We start from the raw sequence: 21,972 nt of genomic DNA, 5'->3' as shown, positions 1-21,972 counted from the left end.
GGGCGGGCTTTGCACGAAGCAATGGAGGGCATTTCAGCGGGTGAGGGAAGTGTCTGCAAGAGGCCGAATGGCGCTTGGAAGAGGTCAGGCTGGAGGGGATGGAACATTCTGTTTACAGAAAGGTTGATTAATCGGTTTCAGAGGCAAAACCGACCACCGCTTGTAAACATTCCCTTACAAGGCGGTAAGAAATCTTTCCGAACGGTGTGCAACACCTTGGGATGAAAGAAAAAACTTTGGCATTGATGCAGTTGAAAATATCAGATTAGCGGTCAGGCGACGGTTGGCGAGCGCATGACGTAGGACCTTTGACGGTCTTGAGATCGAGCGCCGCTTACGCGCCGCATCGCGGGACAAGCCCGCTCACCACCGGTATGCAGTGTATCGAAGGGGGTGGTGAGCACTGCCTTGAAACACCGCCACCGGCAAAAGCGGTGTCTCGAAGCGACCGTTTCCGGTGGAAAGCGGGCTTGTCCCGCGATGCGCCGCGTGAGCGGCGCTCGGTCTCATAGGCGCAATAAACCTGAAGGCATGCGCCAGGCGGCTACATCACTCAGTCACGCGGCTTGCCACGACCCGCGGACGGCTTGCCACCCGATGGTCTGCCACCACCCGGCTTGCCACTACCCTTGCGCATCTCGCTCGGACGCTGGGCAACGGTACTGGTACGGCCACTCTTGCGAGGCGCTTCTTCGCGTGGAGCGCGGGCAGGTCGCTCGGTAGCGCCTTCCTGGGCAGGACGCAGGTTGCGCACGCGCTCGCCGCGACCCAATGGGCGGGTGGACTTGCGCTGCAGGCGCTCCAGCTTGTCCTTGGTCTTGAGGTTCATCGACGGCAACGCCACCGGCTGCAAGCCGACTTCGGCGGCGAGAATGTCGATTTCGCCTTGGGTCATCTCACGCCAGCGGCCCATCGGCAGGTCGGCATTGAGGAACACCGGACCGAAACGCACGCGCTTCAGGCGGCTGACCACCATGCCCTGGGATTCCCACAGGCGGCGTACTTCACGGTTGCGACCTTCCATGACCACGCAGTGGTACCAGTGGTTGAAGCCTTCACCGCCAGGTGCTTTCTGGATGTCGGTGAACTTTGCCGGACCGTCTTCGAGCATTACGCCCGCTTTCAGGCGATCAAGCATGTCGTCATCGACTTCACCGCGCACGCGAACCGCGTACTCGCGGTCCATCTCGTAGGACGGGTGCATCAGGCGATTGGCCAACTCGCCATCGGTCGTGAACAGCAGCAGACCGGTGGTGTTGATGTCCAGACGACCGATATTGATCCAGCGGCCTTCCTTCGGACGCGGCAGGCGATCGAACACGGTCGGACGGCCTTCCGGATCGTCACGGGTGCAGATTTCGCCATCCGGTTTGTTGTACATGATCACGCGGCGCACCGACTCGGCAGCCTCTTCGCGCTTGATCAGCTTGCCGTCGACGGCGATGGCGTCATGCAGGTCGACGCGTTGGCCCAAGGTAGCGGCAACGCCGTTGACCTTGATGCGGCCCTGGCTGATCCAGGCTTCGACGTCGCGGCGCGAGCCGACGCCAATCCGTGCCAGGACTTTCTGGAGCTTTTCGCCGGACGGCGGCAGGGGTTGGGCTTCTTGCAGGTCTTTGTCATTCATAGGGGCACCTCCCGGTGTAGGAATGTTCTGGCGACGGACGCGCCAAAAGGTCGCGCATCATACGCCGATCACCGCGCGAACGCATCCGAGACCAACGGCTTTTCGATGGCGCGTCGCGGGTTTCCGCCCGAAGGCCGCCTCAAGCGTCCGGCAAGCCAGGCTCGGCTGCCGCGGCCATTTCGGCGTTGCCCTCGCGCATACCCGCCTTTTCGGCCTCCCGCGTCTCGTCCAGCAGGTCTTCGAAGTCGATCTTCAGGCCCTCCTCCATGGCATCGAGCTCACCGAGCAACGTGCGGAAGCTGGTCTCCTCTCTCGGCTCGCCCGCCTCGTCATCGCTCAGGCTGGCGTCGGCCAGGGCCTGCAAGCGCGCGGGCACGGGGGCGTCCTCCTCGTCCAGAAGCGGTGCGAGTTCCAGCTCTCGCAGCTCGGCCAATGGCGGCAACTGGTCAAGGCTCTTGAGGTTGAAGTGATCAAGGAACGCCTTGGTCGTCGCGAACATCGCGGGCCTGCCGGGTACCTCACGGTAGCCGACGACACGAATCCACTCACGCTCCATGAGTGTCTTGACGATGTTGGTGTTGACCGCAACCCCGCGCACGTCCTCGATTTCGCCCCGCGTGATCGGCTGACGGTAGGCGATCAGCGCCATGGTTTCCAGCAGGGCGCGCGAGTAACGCTGTGGCCGTTCCTCCCATAGCCTGCCGACCCAGGGCGCATAGTTCTCGCGAATCTGCAGACGATAGCCGGTCGCGACCTCCTTGAGTTCGAAGGCCCGTCCGGCGCAGGACTTGGCCAGCGCATCCAGGGCTTTCTTGAAGACCGCGGGCGCGGGGCGCTCGGCTTCCTCGAACAGTTCATACAGACGTTCAAGGGACTGCGGCTTGCCGGACGCCAGGAGAAAGGCCTCGATCAGCGAAGCGAGGTCGCGTGGTTCATTCAGGTTCATGGGGTCAAGGGTTACTCGTAGCGTCATTCTGCCCGGGCGCGGACATGGATCGGTGCGAAGGGCTCATTCTGCACCAGTTCGATCAGGGATTCCTTCACCAGCTCGAGAATCGCCATGAAGGTCACGACCACGCCGAGCTTGCCTTCCTCGGCCGTGAACAGCTCGACGAAGGGCATGAAGCCACCGCCCTTGAGCCGGTCCAGCACCTCGCTCATACGTTCGCGCGTCGACAACGCCTCGCGAGTGACCTGATGGCTTTCGAACAGATCGTTGCGGCGCATCACCTCGGCCATCGACATCAGCAATTCTTCCAGGCTGACCTGCGGCAGCAGCTTGCGCACCTTGGCCTGAGGCGCATCCAGGCGCGGCACGACGACATCGCGACCGACCCGGCTCAACTCATCGATGCCTTCGGCGGCGGCCTTGAACCGTTCATACTCCTGCAGGCGGCGCATCAGCTCCGCGCGTGGATCGCCCTCTTCCACCTCGGCTTCGATCGAGCGGGGCAGCAGCATGCGCGACTTGATCTCGGCCAGCATGGCGGCCATGACCAGGTATTCGGCGGCCAGCTCCAGGCGCACGTTCTTCATCAGTTCGACATAGGCCATGTATTGGCGGGTGATTTCCGCCACCGGGATGTCGAGGATATCGATGTTCTGCTTGCGAATCAGGTAGAGCAGCAGGTCCAGCGGCCCTTCGAACGCTTCGAGGAACACCTCAAGGGCATCCGGGGGGATGTACAGGTCCATCGGCAGCTCGGTGAAGGCCTCGCCGTAGACCAGCGCAGGCGACAAAGACTGTGCCGCCGGTGCCTCGGCGACTGGCTGCGCCTCTTCGATCTCGCTCACGCGGACGCCATGAAGGGTGTCGGGTCACCGCATCCGACACGAATCACTTCCGGTTCTTCATCGGCCAGATTGATGACCGTGGAAGCCTTGAGGTTGCCGAAGCCACCGTCGATCACCAGGTCGACATGGTGCTCAAGGCGCTGACGGATCTCGTAGGGATCGGTCATGGGCTCGTCGTCGCCAGGCAGGATCAGGCTGACGCTCATCAGCGGCTCGCCGAGCTCGGCCAGCAGCGCCAAGGTGATCGCGTGGTCCGGGACGCGGATCCCGATGGTCCGGCGCTTTTCGTGCAGCAGCAGCCGCGGCACCTCGCGGGTACCGTTGAGGATGAAGGTATAGGGCCCGGGCACATGGGCCTTGAGCAACCGGAACGTGCCGGTATCGACCTTGGCGTAGAGGCCCAGCTGCGACATGTCGCAGCACATCAGGGTGAAATTGTGCTGCTTGTCGAGATTACGCAGACGCCGCACCCGCTCGATCGCATTCTTGTCGCCGATCTGACAACCCAGCGCATAGGCCGAATCGGTCGGATACACCACCACGCCACCCTTGCGGATGATATCCACCGCCTGGCGGATCAGCCGCGACTGGGGATTGTCCGGATGGATCTGGAAAAATTGGCTCACATTCTCGTCCTGTTCAAACCGCAGTAGGCTGCTCATGGCTGAATCGGCGCCACAGGAGTGGCAGGTCCTCGGGCACTGGCCGGTAGGCACCTATCTCGCCCCAGGTGCCGGGGCCATGAAAGTCACTGCCGGCACTTGCCAGCAGACCGAACTCGCGGGTGAGTATGGACAGGGTGCCTACCTGCTCGGCCGGCATCATCCCGTTGACCACTTCAAGCGCCTGCCCGCCTGCTTGAATATAGTCTGCGATCAGGCGTCGGCGCTTGCTGCGGGTCAGGTCATAGTGCATGGGATGCGCCAGACTCACCCAGGCATTCGACCGTCGCAGGGTGGCGACGGTTTCCTCGAGCGTCGGCCAGTGCAACTTCACGTCGCCCAATTTGCCCGCCCCCAGCCATTTGCGAAACGCTTCGCCACGGTCCTTGACGTGACCGGCGCGCACCAGGAACTCGGCAAAATGCGGCCGCGCCGGTGCGTTGCCGCTGTCACCCAGTTCCTGTTGAACAGCCCGAGCACCCGCGAGGGCGCCGGGCATGCCCTTGGCGGCCAGGCGCCGATCGATTTCTTCGGCGCGCAGCCAGCGACCGCGGTGCAACGCTTCGACGGCCTCGAGCAACGGCGGCGCATCGAGAGGAAAGTTGTAACCCAATATATGGATGGTGGCGCCCCCCCAGGTGCAGGACAATTCCACCCCGCTGACCCACTGCATGCCCAGCGCCTGGCAGGCCTGGCGAGCCTCTGCAAGGCCTTCGAGGGTGTCATGGTCGGTCAGGGCGAGCGTCCGCACCCCGTGCTCATGGGCGCGGGCGACCAGGATCGAAGGCGCCAGGGCGCCATCGGAGGCCGTGCTGTGACAGTGCAGATCAACATTCATGGAGGAGCGCTTTCGCCGGGATTGATGTTTGTTATTATGCCGCCACATCCCGCTTCTGGCTGCCATTGTGAAACAATTCGTCGATTTCATCCCGCTGCTGCTGTTCTTCATCGTCTACAAGCTCGACCCGCGCATGGTCGACCTGGCGGGCCATGATTTCGAACTGGGGGGCATCTACAGCGCTACCAAGGTCCTGATCGCCAGTTCGGTGCTGGTCTATGGCGCCCTGTTCATTCGTCAGCGCCGGTTGGAAAAGGGCCAGTGGCTGACCCTGGTCGCCTGCCTGGTGTTCGGTGGCCTGACCCTGGCGTTTCATAGCGAGACCGTGCTCAAGTGGAAGGCGCCGGTGGTCAACTGGTTGTTCGCCTTGGGCTTTGCGGCCAGCCATTTCATCGGCGACCGTGTGCTGATCAAGCGCATCATGGGTCACGCACTGAGCCTGCCGGAGCCGGTCTGGTTGCGCCTGAACGTGGCGTGGGTCGTATTCTTCCTGTTCAGTGGCGCCGCCAACCTGTTCGTTGCCTTCACCTTCGAGGAGTTCTGGGTCGACTTCAAGGTGTTCGGCAGCCTGGGCATGACCGTCCTGTTCATGGTCGCCCAGGGCATCTATCTGTCTCGCCACCTGCACGACAATGATCCTTCCACCTCCAAACCCGAGGAATGACATGCTCTACGCAATCATCGCCAGCGACGTTGCAGACTCCCTGGAAAAACGCCTCGCCGCCCGTCCGGCGCACCTCGAGCGCCTGCAACAGCTGCAGGCCGAAGGCCGAATGGTCCTGGCCGGTCCGCACCCGGCCATCGACAGCAACGACCCAGGCGCGGCCGGATTCACCGGCAGCCTGATCGTTGCCGAATTCGACTCCCTGAGCGCTGCCCAGGCCTGGGCCGATGCCGACCCGTATCTTGCCGCGGGCGTATACGAGCAGGTCGTGGTCAAACCCTTCAAGCAAGTCCTGCCCTGATCTTTCGCGGCGCGCACCTTGGCGCCGCCCAGGCTTCATCGAGTGAGTCATGAGCGAGCTGTTACTGATTGATGACGACCAGGAGCTCTGCGAGCTGCTCTGCAGCTGGCTGAGCCAGGAAGGTTTCACCGTGCGTGCCTGCCACGACGGCCAAAGCGCCCGCCTGGCCCTGGCCGAGCAAGCGCCGGCGGCCGTGGTCCTGGACGTGATGCTGCCGGATGGCAGCGGCCTCGAACTGCTCAAGCAGTTGCGTACCGAACATGCTGAGTTGCCGGTGTTGATGCTGTCGGCTCGCGGCGAGCCCCTGGACCGGATCCTCGGCCTGGAGCTCGGTGCCGACGACTACCTGGCCAAGCCCTGCGATCCACGCGAACTCACCGCCCGCCTGCGCGCGGTACTGCGCCGCAGCCATCCAGCGGCGGCCACCACGCAATTGCAGCTGGGCGACCTGGCGTTCAGCCCGGCGCGCGGGGTGGTCAGTATCGATGAGCGCGAGATGACCCTTACCCTCTCGGAGAGCCGCATTCTCGAAGCCCTGCTGCGCCAGCCTGGCGAACCGTTGGACAAGCAGGACCTGGCGCAGATCAGCCTGGGTCGCAAGCTGACCCTGTACGACCGCAGCCTGGACATGCATGTCAGCAATCTGCGCAAGAAGATCGGCCCGCATTCGGATGGACGCCCGCGGATCGTGGCGTTGCGTAGCCGGGGCTACTACTACAGTCTCTGATACAGCCTGCGCGCAATGGACCAGGCCGGTTACTATCGGCCCGGTATGCTCGCCCAACCGCAAAGTGCCCGCCCGCCCCGTGAGGACCCGCCCATGACGTTCGGCTCCATCCTTTCCCTGCGCCATTATCGGGACGATGGCTACAGTTCCCAGAGCGCCTTCAGCGCGGCGGTACTGCGAGCTTTCGGTAGCGCTCCCCTGGTTTTAAGGCGCGAGTCCGGCGACAAATGACGCAAGGATCGCGACAGACAACGCACCCGGCCAGATCCTAGACTGGGCAGGCTGTCATCCAGTCGCCACAAGGATCATCATGAATCACCGTACCGCCCTCGCTTCCCTGCACATCGGCGCACTGTTCTTCGGCCTGACCGGGGTATTCGGCAAGCTGGCGGCCAGCGCCAGCCCTTCGATCATCGTCTTCGGCCGCGCCGCGTTCGCCGTACTCGCCCTGAGCTTGTTCGCGGGCCTGGCGCGGCGCGGCTGGCAGGCGTTGAGTCGCCAGGACCTGGGCCGCCTGACGCTGGGCGGGATCCTGCTGGCGGGACATTGGGTAAGCTTCTTCGTCGCTGTCAAGGTAGGCGGCGTGGCCATCGCGACACTGGGCTTCGCCAGCTTTCCGGCCTTCACCGTGATTCTGGAAGGTGTGCTGTTCCGCGAACGCATCCGGCGCAACGAGATCGTTCTGGTAGCGTTGGTCAGTATTGGCCTGGTACTGGTGACACCCGCCTTCGACCTCGCCAGCGAGGCCACTACCGGGCTGCTCTGGGCGCTGCTTTCCGGCTTGCTGTTCTCCTTGCTGTCACTGACCAACCGCGCAGGCTCAGGGCGCATTCCAGCCGTCCAGGCCGCGTTGTGCCAGAACCTGGTGGTTGCCCTGTGCCTGCTGCCGGTATCGATTTCCGGGCTGTCGGCGGTAGCGCCGCCGGACTGGCTGTGGATCGCGCTGCTGGGCATCTTCTGCACCGGCGTCGCCCATAGCCTGTTCGTCGCCAGCCTCGCGGTGATCAAGGCGCGAACCGCGGCCGTGGTGTTTGGCATGGAACCGGTCTACGGCATCGCCGTTGCCTGGCTGGTCTTCGCTGAAACGCCGACCGTGCGCATGCTGCTTGGCGGCGCGCTGATCATCTTCGCAATCATCCTGTCGAGCCGCCTGGCCGCCAGCCAGCCGGGAAAAACCAAGGCGGCGGCCGAGGGAGCATGATCAGCGGTCGTTATGCCCCAGCGCCCGCTGCGGGTCGATCTGGTCACGCACGCGCTGCTTGAGCACCTTGGCCTCTGGAAAACCGCCGTCGGCCTTGCGCTCCCAGATCTGCACACCATCGCAGGTAATGCGGAAAACGCCACCGGTGCCGGGCTCGAGAGATACGCGTCCCAGGTCGTCGGCGAAGGTGCTGAGCAGCTCCTGGGCCAGCCAGGCGGCCCGCAGCAGCCACTGACACTGCATGCAATAAGTGATGACGATTTGCGCTTTGTCTTGGGACATCGGGACACATCTCCAGCGGGGTGGGCCGCTTATACTAACGGTCTTTTACCTGCGCCCGAGATACCCGATGCATTGTCCGCTGTTCTGCCTCTTGCTGGCACTCCTTTCGTTTTCCTTGCAGGCAACCGAGCAGGCCCGACCGAAGGTCGGCCTGGTGCTGTCCGGCGGGGCTGCGCGCGGCCTGGCCCACATTGGCGTCCTCAAGGCACTGGAGGAGCAAGGCGTGCGTATCGATGCCATCGCCGGCGCCAGCATGGGGGCGGTGATCGGCGGCCTGTATGCTTCGGGCTACAGCGTCGCGGAACTGGAGGAGCTGGCCATTACCATCGATTGGCAACAGGCGCTCTCCGATGCACCGCCGCGCAGGGACGTGCCGTTCCGACGCAAGCAGGACGATCGCGACTTTCTGGTCAAGCAGAAGCTCAGCTTCCGTGACGACGGCAGCCTGGGCCTGCCGCTCGGAGTGATCCAGGGCCAGAACCTGGCGCTGTTGCTCGAGAGCAAGCTGGCGCACACGGCCGATACGCGCGATTTCGACAAGCTGCCGATCCCGTTCCGCGCGGTGGCCACCGATATCGCCAATGGCGAGAAAGTGGTATTTCGCCGCGGCCACCTGCCCCAGGTGATTCGCGCCAGCATGTCGATCCCGGCGGTGTTCGCGCCGGTCGAGCTGGACGGTCGGCTCCTGGTCGACGGCGGCATGGTCGACAATATTCCTCTGGATGTGGCCAGGGACATGGGTGTCGACCTGGCGATCGTCGTCGATATTGGCACACCGCTGCGCGACCGCAGGCAGTTGGCGACCGTGGTCGATGTGCTCAACCAGTCGATCACCCTGATGACACGGCGCAATTCGGAGGAGCAACTGGCCAGCCTGCGTCCGGACGACATTCTCATCCAACCATCATTGGCGGCCTTCGGCGGCACCGATTTCGGACGTGCCACAGCGATGATCGAAGCAGGCTATCGCGCCACCCGGGTACTGGATGGCCGCCTGGCGAGCCTGCGCCAGGCGGAAGGCGACAGCGAGCTGGCGCTGGCACGCTCACCGCGCCAGCGCACCCCGGTGATCACCGGCATCAAGGTGGAAAACGATTCGAAGGTCGGCGACGACGTGATCCGTTACTACATCCGCCAGCCCATCGGCCAGCCACTGGAGCTCGACCGGCTGCAGACCGACATGGGCACGCTGTACGGCCTGGACTACTTCGATCGGGTGCAATATCGCATAGTCCACAAAGGTGACGACCATACCCTGGTGATCAGCGCCCGTGGCAAGCGTGGAGGCACCGATTACCTGCGTCTGGGCCTGAACCTGTCCGACGACATGCGCGGCGACAGTGCTTTCAACCTGGGCGCCAGCTATCGGGTCAATGGCATCAACCGGTTGGGTGCGGAATGGCTGACGCGCGCCCAGATCGGCGATCAGCAGGAGTTGTACAGCGAGTTCTATCAGCCCCTGGACACGGGCTCGCGATGGTTCGTCGCCCCCTACCTCGAACTTGGTTCGCAGAACATAGAAGCCACCCTGGACAATGACCCGGTCGCCGAGTATCGCCTCGAACGCTACGGTTTCGGCCTGAACCTGGGCCGGCAGATCGGCACCTATGGCGAGGTCCGCCTGGGAGTGGGCAAGGCCTGGGGCGAGGCCGAGGTGCGGATTGGCCAGCAAGACCTGCCCCGGTTGAGCTTCAACGAAGGTTTCTATGAGCTGAAGTATTCCTTCGACACCCTCGACAACTTGTATTTCCCTCACAGCGGCGAAGACATCAGCCTGACCTTGCGCCAGTACGACAAGGCCCTGGACTCGGACCAGCGTTACCGCCAGTGGCAATTCAATCTGGACAAGGCTATCAGCCGGGGCGCGGATACCTGGGTGCTGGGCGGACGCTATGGCCGCACTCTCGATGACGCGGAAGTGGTGACGTCGAGCTTCGTGCTCGGTGGGGCGCGGCAATTGTCGGGCTTTCGGCAGGACTCGGTGTCGGGCCAGAACGTCAGCCTGCTGCGCATGGTCTACTATCGTCGCCTGACTCCGCGCGCCTACCTGCCGCTGGACTTCCCGCTCTACCTGGGCGGTTCGCTGGAGCGTGGCCGCGCCTGGAACAACGATAATGAATTCGACAGCAGCTACATCAATGCCGCGAGCATCTTCCTGGGGATCGAAACGCCGCTGGGTCCGTTGAACCTGAGCTACGGCGCCAATACCGAGCACGAAAAAGCCGTGTACTTGAACCTCGGCCACACGTTCTGAGCCCGCGGCACAAGGCGCTCGGACGATGCCGAGCCGGGACCCGAAGGTCAGGCGTTCAAGTCTTTTCCAGGTTGGCCAGGATCTTCGCGTGCACGCGCATGCAGATCTCCAGGTCAGCTTCGTCGACCCCCGAGAAGAGCTCGATGCGCAAGGAGTTGGCAATGGTTTCGATCTGCTCGATCAGCGGCCTGGCCGACGGACAGAGCAGGATTTTCTTGGCCCGGCGATCTTCCGGCACCGGCTGGCGACTGACCAGGCCCTGGGCTTCCAGGCTGTCCAACAGGCGAGCCAAGGTCGGTCCTTCCACCGCCACGCTCTGTGCCAGATCACGTTGGGTCGGTGCTTCCTCGAAACAGGCCAGGTGCAACAGCACCAGCCAGCGCGCCTGGGACAGGTTGAGCCCGGCCAGGCGGCGATCCAGCTCAGCACGCCAGCCTCGAGACATCTGGGCCAATTGCATGCCGAAGCGGTGTTGATTGTCGGTCACAGGCATAAACAACTCGATCAATGAAACTAATTATTAGTGAGCTAACCATGAGCCTCGCCAACAGGCAAGGGGCATGCGCTCCGGATTGACCGATTTTTGCCAGATCGACCGTCCTGGCGCTTTCGACGGCCCGTGGTCACTAGAGCTCGAACTCCGCCGCCAGTGCCGCGCGTATGCAATACAACACCCCTTCTGGTACCCGCTGGGCGAATTGTTCGCTGATTGCCGAAACGGGCGGCAACTCGCCTTCGCCGTCGAGGAAAGCGTCCTGTATTTCCATCATCAGGTCTTCGGGCAGATCCAGCGCCTGATCCAGGCTCAGCTCCTGACGGCCCAACGATTCCGCCAACAGGCTGTAGACGTTCTTCTCGCTGCATTTGAGTTGGCCGGCGATCTGCAGCGGCGTCATGCCGGCGCGGGCCAGGCTGACCAGTTCGTGGCGAATGTCGACCACCGCCTTGGGCGCTTCGTCCGTCGCACCGCCATTGAGCACTTCGAGGAAGGCCTGGCCATAGCGCTCCAGCTTGCGCGCGCCAACACCACCGACCGTGGCCATCTCGCTGAGGCTGGTCGGCTGGCTGCGAAGCATCTCCAGCAGGGTCGAGTCGGGGAAGATCACGTAAGGCGGCACGCTATGCTCTTCGGCCAGCTTGCGACGCAGGGCGCGCAGGGCATCCCACTGTTCGCGCTCGTCGCCACGCACCAGTTGGCTCGCCGGGCTGCCGCCACTGCCAGAGGATCTGGCCGTGGTCTGCGGCTTGAGGTCGCGACGCAGCTGCAGGTTGACCTCGCCACGCAGCAGCGGTCGACAGCTGCCGGACAGGCGCAAGCCGCCATAGCCCTCAAGGTCGATATCCACCAGCCCGCGCGCCACCAATTGCCGGAACAGGGAACGCCACTCGCTCTCGCTCAGGGCCTTGCCGACACCGAACACGGCAAGCTTCTGATGGCCGAAGTTGCGCACCTTGTCGGTGTCCTTGCCGAGCAGCACATCGATCAGGTGACCCACGCCATAGCGCTGGCCGGTGCGATAGATGGCCGACAGGGCCTGTCGCGCGGGTTCGGTGGCATCCCAGGTCTGGACCTGATCGACACAGTTGTCACAATGACCGCACGGCTGCTCGAGGACCTCGTCGAAGTAGGCCAGCAGCGACTGTCGCCGGCAGCGGGTCTCTTCGCACAAGGCTAGCATGGCATCGAGCTTGTGCTGTTCCACACGCTTGTGACGCTCGTCGCCCTCCGAGTTCTGCAGCATCTGCTTGAGCATCACCATGTCCTGCAGGCCGTAGGCCATCCAGGCATCGGCAGGCAGGCCGTCACGGCCCCCACGACCCGTCTCCTGGTAATAGGCTTCGAGCGACTTGGGCAGGTCGAGGTGGGCAACGTAGCGAACGTTGGGTTTGTCGATGCCCATGCCGAAGGCGATGGTCGCGACCATGATCAAGCCTTCCTCGTTGAGGAAGCGGTGCTGGTTGGCGGCACGGGTTTCAGCGGCCAGCCCGGCGTGATAGGGCAATGCCGGAAAACCCTGTGCGCAGAGGAAGGCGGCGGTCTCGTCGACCTTCTTGCGCGACAGGCAGTAGACGATGCCGGCGTTGCCTCGACGCTCGGCCAGGAATGCCAGCAATTGCTTGCGCGGCTGTTCCTTGGGCACGATGCGATAGAAGATGTTCGGCCGGTCGAAGCTCGACAGGAAGCGTTCGGCGCCCTGCAGGTGCAGGCGCTGGACGATCTCCTCGCGGGTCCGCATGTCGGCCGTTGCGGTCAGGGCGATGCGTGGCACCTGCGGGAACAGCTCGGCAAGCTGGCCCAGCTGCAGGTACTCGGGACGGAAGTCGTGCCCCCACTGCGAAACGCAGTGGGCTTCATCGATGGCGAACAGGGCGATGTCCAGGGTCCGCAGGAAGTCCAGCATACGCGGTTGCACCAGGCGCTCGGGCGCCAGGTAGAGCATCTTCACCTCACCGCGGCGCAGGCGCCCGGCCAGTTCGCGCTGCTGTTCGTTGCTGAGGGTCGAGTTGAGCGCGGCAGCCGCGACGCCCAATTCATCGAGGGTGGCGACCTGGTCGTCCATCAGCGCGATCAGCGGGGAAACCACTACCGTCAGCCCTTGGCGCAGCAGGCCGGGCACCTGGAAACACAGCGACTTGCCGCCGCCCGTGGGCATCAATACCAATGCATCGCCACCGTTGGCCACACATTCGATGATCGCAGCCTGGCGCCCCCGGAAACTGTCGTAGCCAAAGATATCCTTGAGGACGCGCTGAGCCTGTTCGAGCATTGGAAACTCCAGAAATCGCCATACCATCCCAGGTTGGACGAAAAACCCGCCGTCCACACACCCTAATGCGTAAGCAGCTTTTACCAGGGCGCCGTCAGGGGTACCCAGGATGAAAATCGCGGATTATACCCCAGCGCAATGCATGGCAGGCTGCTCGGTGACAGGCGTGTTCCTTTGCATCGAACCCGCCGCAAGGTGCTAGAATTCGGTATCGTTTATTCCCCAAGGTAGCCTGTAATGTCCTTCGCCGAGCAACTGACCCGCCTGCAAGCCTTCCTCGACGCCGATGAGCTGCACGAAGAAGCGCTGGACTACGTCGCCGCACACGGCTACCTGACCGCGCTGTCGATCTGTTCCGAAGCGGTCCCCGAGCGTGAATGGATCGACGCTCTCTTCGCCGAGACGCCCAACTACGCCAGCGATGCCCAACGCGTGGAAATCGAGGTCACGCTCGCGGCACTGAAGGCTCACATCGGTCGCCAACTGGCCAGCGACGAGGAATTCGAGCTGCCTTGCGACCTCGACCTCGGTGACGAACCGGACGACTCCGACCTGCGCGGCTGGTGTATCGGTTTCATGGAAGGCGTCTTCCTGCGTGAGGAAGCCTGGTTCGAGAACGCCGAGGAAGAAGTCAGCGAAATGCTGCTGCCTATCATGGTCGGCTCCGGGTTGTTCGACGAGCAGCCGGAGTTCGCGGACATCGCCAGCGATGCCAACCTGCAGGACGACATGGTGGTGCAGATCCCCGAAGCGCTGACGGCCCTGTTCCTGCTGCTGCACGCGCCAGACGAGAAACCGGCCCTGCTCAAGCCACGCCACCACTGAGCAGGCCGTGCGCTACCTGCTGCTGGCCATCGGCTGGCTCAGCGTCGCGCTGGGGGTGATCGGGATCTTCCTCCCGGTGCTGCCGACCACCCCTTTCCTGCTCCTGGCGGCTGCGTGCTTCGCGCGCAGCTCGCCGCGCTTCCACGCCTGGCTGGTCAATCATCCACGGCTGGGGCCCTGGATTCGCGATTACTTGAATGGCCAGGGGATCCCGCTCAAGGGCAAGGTCTATGCGATCGGTCTGATGTGGCTGAGCATCGGCTTGTCCTGCTACCTGGTGCCCTATCCCTGGGCGCGTGTCTTCATGCTGACCAGCGCGGTGCTGGTCACGATCTATATCCTCAGGCAGAAAACCCTGCACCAGACGCCTTGAGCCTCCTGCTCAAGACATGCCGGAGCCCTCGCATACCGCCGGCTACACGGTATCCACCTTCAATGAATGGTCATCGAGCATCCCGGTAATGATCGTGGCCGTATCCTGTCCTGCCGAAATCACGCCGCCCGCCCCCATCGTCACTCCATAATGCTGAGCCAGGTTTACGCCCGCCAGGTCGATAGTCTGGTTCGCTGCCGCCCCCGCCACGGCACTGACCTCGATGGTCGACACCACGGTGGCGCCTGCTCCACTGACCTTGAAATGCAGGTAGTCATCCAGCGAGGCCGCCGTGGCGTTCTCGCCCTGAAGCAGTTGCGACAGATCCAGGTGGTCGCCCCCTGGAGTGAAGTCGGCAACCAGATCGTGACCGCTATCGCCCTTCTGCCAGACGAAGGTATCGCTGCCTGCGCCGCCGGTGAGGATATCGTCGCCCTGTCCACCAACGAGCGTGTCGCTGCCCGCCCCACCCATGAGGGCATCGTTCCCGCGTCCCCCGTCGAGAACGTTGTCACCCGCATTGCCGACCAGAACATCGTCATAGTCCGACCCGATCAGGTTCTCGATGCCGGTCAGCGTGTCCGCGCCCGCGCTTCCGGTATCCTGCGCACCCACGCGATCGAGCTCGACCCTTACCGCACCGCTGGCCGAGGCATAGCTGGCGGTATCGACACCGGTTCCACCGTCGAGCAGATCGTTACCCGCTCCCCCGATCAGCAGATCATCGCCGCTGCCGCCATACAGCAAATCCTGACCGTCGCCTCCCGCCAGCACGTCATTGCCATCACCGCCCTGCAGGGTGTCATTACCGGCGCCCGCCAGCAGCACGTCATCCGCCGCCGTGCCTTGAAGGGTGTGGCCCGCCTGGTAGGCGATGGTCACCTGGCCGGTATCCGTCCCCCCGTGATTGTCGCTTACCACGTAACTTGCGTGATGGACCGGGTTGTCGACCTTGCTGTAATCGATCGACAGGCTCAGGTTGTAGTACTCGGCAGCCTTGGGATCCCAGCCACCGGCATCTTTCAGGTTGACCAGATGGATGCGGTAGAGACCATCATCGGCGGCCGTGAAATGGTCACCGTCAGCGAGGAGCTGGTAGGTCCCCGCCGGATCAACATAGGCCATCATCAGGTTGCCCAGGGGTCGGTCATGGTCCAGGGTCAGCGTTTCGCCCTTGCGCAGGGTGACGGACAATACGTCCTCGTCATTGGCGCTGCTGTCGCTGACTCGGCCAAGGAATCCGGCCACCACCAATGCCGCGGTCATGGACCCGGAGGCGCCGACAAAGGCACTGCGCGGCAGGTCCCTGAGCTGGTTCGCGGCGATGGCGGGCTGTTCCTTGAAGGCAATGGTCGGCACCGTACTCCCCAGCGTGAATCCCGCTCCCTTGTCGGCAAAGCCCGTCGCGAACCGGAGGGGTGCCGCCGAGAGCGGATCGTGATCGACGTCACGGTCGTTGGCCAGCAAGGCTTGCGCGGGAACGTCAAGCACAGCGCCCGCGATGTTGGTGATGATCCGATCATCGCCCGCCAGCGGCGCGGTATTGGTCCTGACGTTGACCACCAGGCTGGCGCTGCTGGTATCACCGTCGTTGTCGCTGACGATGAAGCCCAGTCGTTCCAACTGTGCGCCGCCGGTGTCCTTCGGCGGTGCGTAGGTGTATTCGCCACTGTCCATGTCGACGGTCCAGGTCCCGCCCAGGTCTGTCCTGATATTCAAGGTATTGGCCAGGGTATCGAAATATCCCTTGTCCGCCCCACCACTCACGCCGCCCAGCCCATCATTGGCCCCTGGATCGAATGTGTAGGTGACACCGTCCACCAGCAGCGCCTTGATGAACCCACCGTCGGCCCCGAAATGGCCGTCGCTCATCAGACTGCCTGTGATTGGCGCGCCCTGGACTGTACCGGACAGCACCGCGCCGAGCTGAGCGAGATCGGTCACCACCACCGGACCTGTGTCGGTGCGGGTACTGCCATCGTAGGCCAGCGGATCCAGGTTGCCCGCGTCCGCGCCCGTACCCAGGCCGATGGCATAGGCCTTGATCAGGTTGTCGTCCAGGAAGCGCTCCCATACCGCTGCCCGGTCCGCCGTCAGCGCATGACCTTCCGTGGGGATGCCGTCGGAGAAAAAGTAGCCGACGTTCTGCGCGCCCTCGAGCCTGCCCGGGGTCGCGAAGGCCGCCTGTGCGCTCTTGGCTGCCGAATCGTAGTAGGTCGACCCGTCGGCGGTGAGTCCTGCGACCAGGCTTTTGGCATCGGCGACGGATAGCCATACAGGCGATTCGACACTGGCACCCGTGGCGAAGGTGACCACCTGCACCTTGATGTCACCCATCTCGTCGTACTTGTCGAGCAGGACACCGATAGCTTGCTTGGCAAGATCCAGTCGACTCTGGCCCGGCGCCACACCGGAGGCCAGGTTCATGCTGCCGGAGACGTCGATCACCAGCAGCAGATTGGAGTCCAGTTGCCCGGGCGTGATGGATCGCTGCGCGCATACTGCCTTGGGCGTGTCGTCGATGATGCTGATCGCCAGGGTGCTGGTAGTGCTATTCCCCAGCGAATCGGTCACTCGGTAGGTGAACTGCTCGCTGACGGCGTTCGCACCATCCGGCGTGCGGGGCGCCGAGGTCAAGGTGTAGGTATAGGTCCCATTCGCGTCCAGCTGCAACTGGCCATATAGACCGCTGGTACTGCCTTCGAGGCTGTAGCTCAAGGCACCGATGCCGCCGCCGACCGAGCCGACCAATGAGCCGGATGCGGTTTCGCCGGTGGATGACGGGTCGCTGCCGACCGCCGTGCCGGCAGCCAGGTCCTTGCCGTCCCTGACCAGATCCAGCGCTTTTTCGAAAACGCTGATTTCAGTGTCCGGGCAGGCGATCAGCTTGCTGTCTTGGACATTGATGGTGATGGTCGTGGTGCTTTCATCCCCGTCGCCATCGCGAAGCGTGTAGACGAAGGTGTCTACCGCGCCACCAGGGGCCACGCTGTTCGGGTTGGCGTGGTAGACCGCGTTGCCTTGGGCGTCCAGCGTCAGGTAGCCATAGGTGCCGCCGATCGGCACACCCAGCTGCCCCAGCGCCGAAGACGTAGTGTCGGAGCCCGCGCGCACGCCGACCACGAAACTGCCATTGCTCGGCACATCCGCGCCGATCACGTCATTATCCAGGACGTTACCGCTGACACTGGCCCCTTCCTTGACAGTCGCGACGTCACAGTGCGCGGTTGGGACGTCGTCGACGATGGTGATGACGACGGTGCTGGTGGTCGAGTTGCCCAGTGCGTCCCTGACCTCGTAAGTGAAGGACTCGGTCACCGAACCAGCACCGTCGTTAAGGTTACCCGGTGACTGTGGCGCGGAGGTCAGGGTGTAGGTGTACGTGCCATCGGCGGCCAGGGCTATCTGTCCATACTGCCCGGTGGCTGCGCTCGTCAGACTGTACGTCAGCGCTCCGATACCGCCGCTGACCGAGCCGGCCAGGGAGCCGGAAGCGGTTTCGCCAGACGAGGACGGGTTGCTGCCGGTTACGTTGCCTGCGGCCAGATCGTTGCTGTCCTTGACCGTGTCCAGCGCTTTCTCGAAGACGGTCACGCCTGCGTCGGGGCTGGTCATCAGCGAGCAGTCGTGTACCTTGACGGTCACGGTTGCGGTGCTTTCATCGCTGTCCGAATCACGGATGGTATAGGTGAACATGTCGATAGCGCCAACGGGAGCCACGCTGTCGGGATTTGCGTGGTAGACCGCATTGCCTTGAGCATCCAGCGTCAGGTAACCGTACTGGCCTGTCACCGGGCTATCGAGCTGACCGACGGCCGATGTCGCCGTGTCGCCACCAGCACGCACGCCGATGACCGTGCCCACCGTGGGGGCATCGGCACCGACCATATCGTTGACCAGCACGTTGCCGCTGATCGTGCCGCCTTCGTAGACATTGGCGAAATCGGCATAGGCCTGAGGAAGATCATCGACGATGTTGATGTCCAGATTGCCGGTGGCCGTGCTGCCATCGCTATCGGTGGCCGAAACGGTGAAGCTCTCGCCCAGACTATTGGCACCGTTGGCAGTCGGATGGGCTTCGTTGTCGATCAGGGTGTAGCTGTAGCTGACCACGCTGGTACTGGCGTTGTAGCCAGTGATCGTCAGGGTGTTGCCCAGCGCAGTAGTCAGGGACTGAGGGAAGCCAGAGGCCATGCCAGCCGTGACTACGTTGATGCCGCCTACAGTCAGGGTTTGCAGACCGTCCGGCGCGTTGATCGTGAAGGTCCCACTCTGCGTCAGCGCCGAACTATCCGGCGTACTGCCATCGCTCAGGTGCTTCTCGAAAACGGTCAGCTCGCCGCCCGCTACATCCAAGCCATTGAAGGTAACTGGGTCGTTGAGGTTGTTGATGTTCAGCGTCAACGTCGCCGTGCTGGTATCGCCATCGGCATCGGCCAGGGTGTAGGTGAAGGTCTCGGTCCCGGCGCCCCCGCCCTTCAAGCCCTTGAAGTCAGCGTCGTCCGGATTGAGGGTGTAGGTATAGGAACCATCCGCTGCCAGCACCAGGGTCCCGTAGGTGCCGGTGAAGGTACCTGCAGTGATCGGCCCGGTGGTGGGACTGACCGCTATCCGGTCGGCACCCTGGGTATCGTTGCTCAGCACGTTCCCCGTGAGGATGGTCTGTTGCTCGGTCGCCGTTGCCAGGTTGCCGTCATTCGCGGCGGTCGGCAGGTCATCGACGATAGTGACGTCCAGGTTGTCGGTGGCCGTGCTGCCATCGGTGTCGGTGGCCGAGACAACAAAGCTCTCGCTCAGGCTGTTGGCACCGTCGGCAGTCGGGTGGGCTTCGTTGTCGGTCAGGGTATAGCTGTAGCTGACCACGCCGGTACTGACGTTGTAGCCAGTGATGGTCAGGGTGTTGCCCAGTGCAGTGATCAGCGTTTGCGGGAAACCACTGGCAATACCGCCGCTCAGCACATTAATGCCACCGACGTTCAGGCTTTGCAGGCCGTCCGGCGCATTGACCGTGAAGGTCCCGGTCTGCGTCAGTGCCGAGTTGTCGGGCGTGCTGCCATCGCTCAGATGCCTCTCGAAGACCGTCAGTTCGCCGCCCGCTACGTTCAGGCCATTCAGGGTGACTGGGTCGTTGAGGTTGCTGATATCCAGTGTCAGCGTTGCCGTGCTGGTATCGCCATCGGCATCGGTCAGGGTGTAGGTAAACGTCTCTATCGCGCTTCCCCCGCCCTGCAGATTCAGAAAATCCGGATCATCCGTATCGAGGGTGTAGGTGTAGGAACCATCCGCCGCCAGCACCAGGGTCCCGTAGGTGCCGGTGAAGGTACCTGCGATGATCGGCCCGGTGGTGGGACTGAGGGTAATCCGGTCGGCGCCTTGGGTGTCATTGGTCAGCACGTTTCCGGTCAGGATGGTCTGCTGCTCGGTCGCCGTTGCCAGGTTGCCGTCATTCGCGGCGGTCGGCAGGTCATCGACGATAGTGACGTCCAGGTTGCCGGTGGCCGTGCTGCCATCGCTATCGGTGGCCGAAACGGTAAAACTCTCGCTCAGGCTGTTGGCACCGTTGGCCGTTGGATGGGCTTCATTGTCGGTCAGGGTGTAGCTGTAGCTGACCACGCCGGTACTGGCGTTGTAGCCAGTGATCGTCAGGGTGTTGCCCAGCGCAGTAGTCAGGGACTGAGGGAAGCCAGAGGCCACGCCAGCCGTGACTACGTTGATGCCGCCTACAGTCAGGGTTTGGAGACCGTCCGGCGCGTTGATTGTGAAGGTCCCACTCTGCGTCAGCGCCGAACTATCCGGCGTACTGCCATCGCTCAGGTGCCTCTCGAAGACCGTCAGCTCGCCACCCGCCACGTTCAGGCCGTTCAAGGTGACCGGGTCGTTGAGGTTGTTGATATCCAGCGTCAGCGTCGCCGTGCTGGTATCGCCATCGGCATCGGTCAGGGTGTAGGTGAAGGTCTCGGTCCCGGCACCCCCTCCCTTCAAGCCCTTGAAGTCAGCATCTTCCGGATTGAGGGTGTAGGTGTACGAACCATCCGCTGCCAACATCAGAGTGCCATAGGTGCCGGTGAAGGTACCTGCGGTGATCGGCCCGGTGGTGGGACTGATCACTATCCGGTCGGCACCCTGGGTATCGTTGCTCAGCACGTTCCCCGTAAGGATGGTCTGCTGCTCGGTCGCCGCAGCCAGGTTGTCGTCATTCGCAGCCGTCGGCAGGTCGTCGACGATAGTGACGTCCAGACTGTCAGTGGCCGTGCTGCCATCGCTATCGGTGGCCGAAACGGTAAAACTCTCGCTCAGGCTATTGGCGCCATTGGCAGTCGGGTGGGCTTCGTTGTCGGACAAGGTATAGCTGTAGCTGACCACGCCGGTACTGGCGTTGTAGCCAGTGATGGTCAGGGTATTGCCCAGTGCAGTAATCAGCGTTTGCGGGAAACCACTGGCAATACCGCCGCTCAGCACATTGATGCCACCAACGGTCAGGGTTTGCAGACCATCGGGTGCGGTAACAGTAAAAGTGCCGTTCTGTGTTAGTGCCGAGCCGTCGGGCGTGCTGCCATCGCTCAGATGCCTCTCGAAGACCGTTAGCTCGCCGTCCGCCACGTTCAAACCGTTCAGGGTGACCGGGTCGTTGAGGTTGTTGATATCCAGCGTCAGGGTTGCCGTGCTGGTATCACCGTCGGCATCGGCCAGGGTGTAGGTGAAGGTCTCGGTTCCGGCGCCCCCGCCCTTCAAGCCCTTGAAGTCAGCATCGTCCGGATTGAGGGTGTAGGTATAGGAACCATCCGCTGCCAGCACCAGGGTCCCGTAGGTGCCGGTGAAGGTACCTGCGGTGATCGGCCCGCTGGTGGGACTGATCGCTATCCGGTCGGCACCCTGGGTATCGTTGCTCAGCACGTTCCCCGTAAGGATGGTCTGCTGCTCGGTCGCCGCAGCCAGGTTGCCGTCATTCGCGGCGGTCGGCAGGTCATCGACGATAGTGACGTCCAGACTGTCAGTGGCCGTGCTGCCATCGGTGTCGGTGGCCGAGACAACAAAGCTTTCGCTCAGGCTGTTGGCGCCATTGGCAGTCGGGTGGGCTTCGTTGTCGGACAAGGTATAGCTGTAGCTGACCACGCCGGTGCTGGCGTTGTAGCCAGTGATGGTCAGGGTGTTGCCCAAGGCGGTGGTCAGGGTTTGCGGGAAGCCACTGGCGATACCGCCGCTCAGCACATTGATGCCACCGACGGTCAGGCTTTGCAGACCGTCCGGTGCGGTGACGGTGAAGGTTCCGGTTTGCGTCAGCGCCGAATTGTCGGGCGTGCTGCCATCGCTCAGGTTTCGCTCGAAGACTGTCAGTTCACCGCCCGCTACACCCAACCCATTCAGCGTGACTGGATCATTGAGGTTGTTGATATTCAGCGTCAGCGTCGCCGTGCTGGTATCGCCGTCGGCATCGGTCAGGGTGTAGGTGAAGGTCTCGGTCCCGGCACCCCCTCCCTTCAAGCCCTTGAAGTCAGCATCTTCCGGATTGAGGGTGTAGGTGTACGAACCATCCGCTGCCAACATCAGAGTGCCATAGGTGCCGGTGAAGGTACCTGCGGTGATCGGCCCGGTGGTGGGACTGATCACTATCCGGTCGGCACCCTGGGTATCGTTGCTCAGCACGTTCCCCGTAAG

The 21,972-nt window shown here is 63.1% G+C and carries 16 protein-coding genes and 1 pseudogene; 8 read left to right on the top strand and 9 right to left on the bottom strand.

Annotation, left to right across the window (positions count from 1 at the left end; translation table 11 throughout):
- Positions 1-553 precede the first annotated feature (553 nt).
- The 5 genes from rluB to G7009_RS25165 all read right to left on the bottom strand — a co-directional run bounded on the left by rluB (position 554) and on the right by G7009_RS25165 (position 4,921).
- Positions 554-1,627, bottom strand: a complete 1,074-nt coding sequence (gene rluB / locus G7009_RS25185; protein ID WP_181132868.1) for a 23S rRNA pseudouridine(2605) synthase RluB — start codon at positions 1,625-1,627, stop codon at positions 554-556.
- 139 nt (positions 1,628-1,766) lie between these two features.
- Positions 1,767-2,573 (bottom strand): SMC-Scp complex subunit ScpB, encoded by an 807-nt coding sequence (gene scpB / locus G7009_RS25180; protein ID WP_181132866.1) that lies wholly within the window; start codon positions 2,571-2,573, stop codon positions 1,767-1,769.
- 23 nt (positions 2,574-2,596) lie between these two features.
- Complete coding sequence (locus G7009_RS25175; RefSeq protein WP_181132928.1) at positions 2,597-3,322, bottom strand: segregation and condensation protein A; 726 nt, start codon at positions 3,320-3,322, stop codon at positions 2,597-2,599.
- A gap of 95 nt (positions 3,323-3,417) precedes the next feature.
- On the bottom strand, positions 3,418-4,047 hold the full coding sequence (locus G7009_RS25170) for an L-threonylcarbamoyladenylate synthase (protein WP_308813353.1): 630 nt from the start codon (positions 4,045-4,047) through the stop codon (positions 3,418-3,420).
- A gap of 13 nt (positions 4,048-4,060) precedes the next feature.
- Positions 4,061-4,921 carry a PHP domain-containing protein gene (locus G7009_RS25165; protein WP_181132860.1) on the bottom strand — a complete coding sequence of 287 codons (861 nt, stop codon included), beginning with the start codon at positions 4,919-4,921 and terminating at the stop codon, positions 4,061-4,063.
- Positions 4,922-4,988: 67 nt separating this feature from the next.
- Between G7009_RS25165 and G7009_RS25160 the strand changes: the two genes are divergently transcribed.
- The 5 genes and pseudogenes from G7009_RS25160 (at position 4,989) to G7009_RS25140 (ending at position 7,814) form a co-directional block, all read left to right on the top strand.
- Entirely contained in the window at positions 4,989-5,585 is a 597-nt protein-coding gene (locus tag G7009_RS25160) for a septation protein A (protein ID WP_181132858.1), read from the top strand.
- Position 5,586: 1 nt separating this feature from the next.
- Positions 5,587-5,886 carry a YciI family protein gene (locus G7009_RS25155; protein ID WP_181132855.1) on the top strand — a complete coding sequence of 100 codons (300 nt, stop codon included), beginning with the start codon at positions 5,587-5,589 and terminating at the stop codon, positions 5,884-5,886.
- 49 nt (positions 5,887-5,935) lie between these two features.
- Complete coding sequence (locus tag G7009_RS25150) at positions 5,936-6,613, top strand: response regulator transcription factor (protein WP_181132852.1); 678 nt, start codon at positions 5,936-5,938, stop codon at positions 6,611-6,613.
- A gap of 138 nt (positions 6,614-6,751) precedes the next feature.
- Positions 6,752-6,844 (top strand): annotated as a pseudogene (locus G7009_RS25145) (AraC family transcriptional regulator); the annotation flags it as partial.
- Between the two features lie 79 nt (positions 6,845-6,923).
- Positions 6,924-7,814: a DMT family transporter gene (locus G7009_RS25140; protein ID WP_181132850.1), complete on the top strand. Its 891-nt coding sequence runs from the start codon at positions 6,924-6,926 to the stop codon at positions 7,812-7,814.
- On the opposite strand, the gene G7009_RS25135 is transcribed toward G7009_RS25140, so the two are convergent.
- Positions 7,815-8,096, bottom strand: a complete 282-nt coding sequence (locus G7009_RS25135) for a SelT/SelW/SelH family protein (RefSeq protein ID WP_181132848.1) — start codon at positions 8,094-8,096, stop codon at positions 7,815-7,817.
- 67 nt (positions 8,097-8,163) lie between these two features.
- On the opposite strand from G7009_RS25135, the gene G7009_RS25130 reads away from it, so the two are divergent.
- Positions 8,164-10,350: a patatin-like phospholipase family protein gene (locus tag G7009_RS25130; RefSeq protein ID WP_181132846.1), complete on the top strand. Its 2,187-nt coding sequence runs from the start codon at positions 8,164-8,166 to the stop codon at positions 10,348-10,350.
- A gap of 55 nt (positions 10,351-10,405) precedes the next feature.
- Here the strand turns inward: G7009_RS25130 and G7009_RS25125 are convergent, their stop codons facing one another.
- Positions 10,406-10,843, bottom strand: a complete 438-nt coding sequence (locus tag G7009_RS25125) for a MarR family transcriptional regulator (protein WP_181132844.1) — start codon at positions 10,841-10,843, stop codon at positions 10,406-10,408.
- Between the two features lie 133 nt (positions 10,844-10,976).
- Positions 10,977-13,118 (bottom strand): DNA helicase RecQ, encoded by a 2,142-nt coding sequence (recQ, locus tag G7009_RS25120; RefSeq protein WP_181132841.1) that lies wholly within the window; start codon positions 13,116-13,118, stop codon positions 10,977-10,979.
- A gap of 237 nt (positions 13,119-13,355) precedes the next feature.
- On the opposite strand from recQ, the gene G7009_RS25115 reads away from it, so the two are divergent.
- Both G7009_RS25115 and G7009_RS25110 read left to right on the top strand, forming a co-directional pair.
- Complete coding sequence (locus G7009_RS25115) at positions 13,356-13,943, top strand: UPF0149 family protein (protein WP_181132839.1); 588 nt, start codon at positions 13,356-13,358, stop codon at positions 13,941-13,943.
- Positions 13,944-13,950: 7 nt separating this feature from the next.
- A complete protein-coding gene (locus tag G7009_RS25110) occupies positions 13,951-14,316 on the top strand; it encodes a YbaN family protein (RefSeq protein WP_181132836.1) in 366 nt (121 codons plus the stop codon).
- 42 nt (positions 14,317-14,358) lie between these two features.
- Here the strand turns inward: G7009_RS25110 and G7009_RS25105 are convergent.
- Positions 14,359-21,972: Ig-like domain-containing protein (locus G7009_RS25105; RefSeq protein WP_181132834.1), on the bottom strand; the 7,614-nt coding region annotated here is incomplete at its 5' end.

It is taken from the genome of Pseudomonas capeferrum (assembly GCF_013523055.1).
Lineage (GTDB): Bacteria > Pseudomonadota > Gammaproteobacteria > Pseudomonadales > Pseudomonadaceae > Aquipseudomonas > Aquipseudomonas capeferrum_A.
Note: the sequence above shows the minus strand (reverse complement) of the source record. Positions and strands in the feature narration are given on the sequence as shown.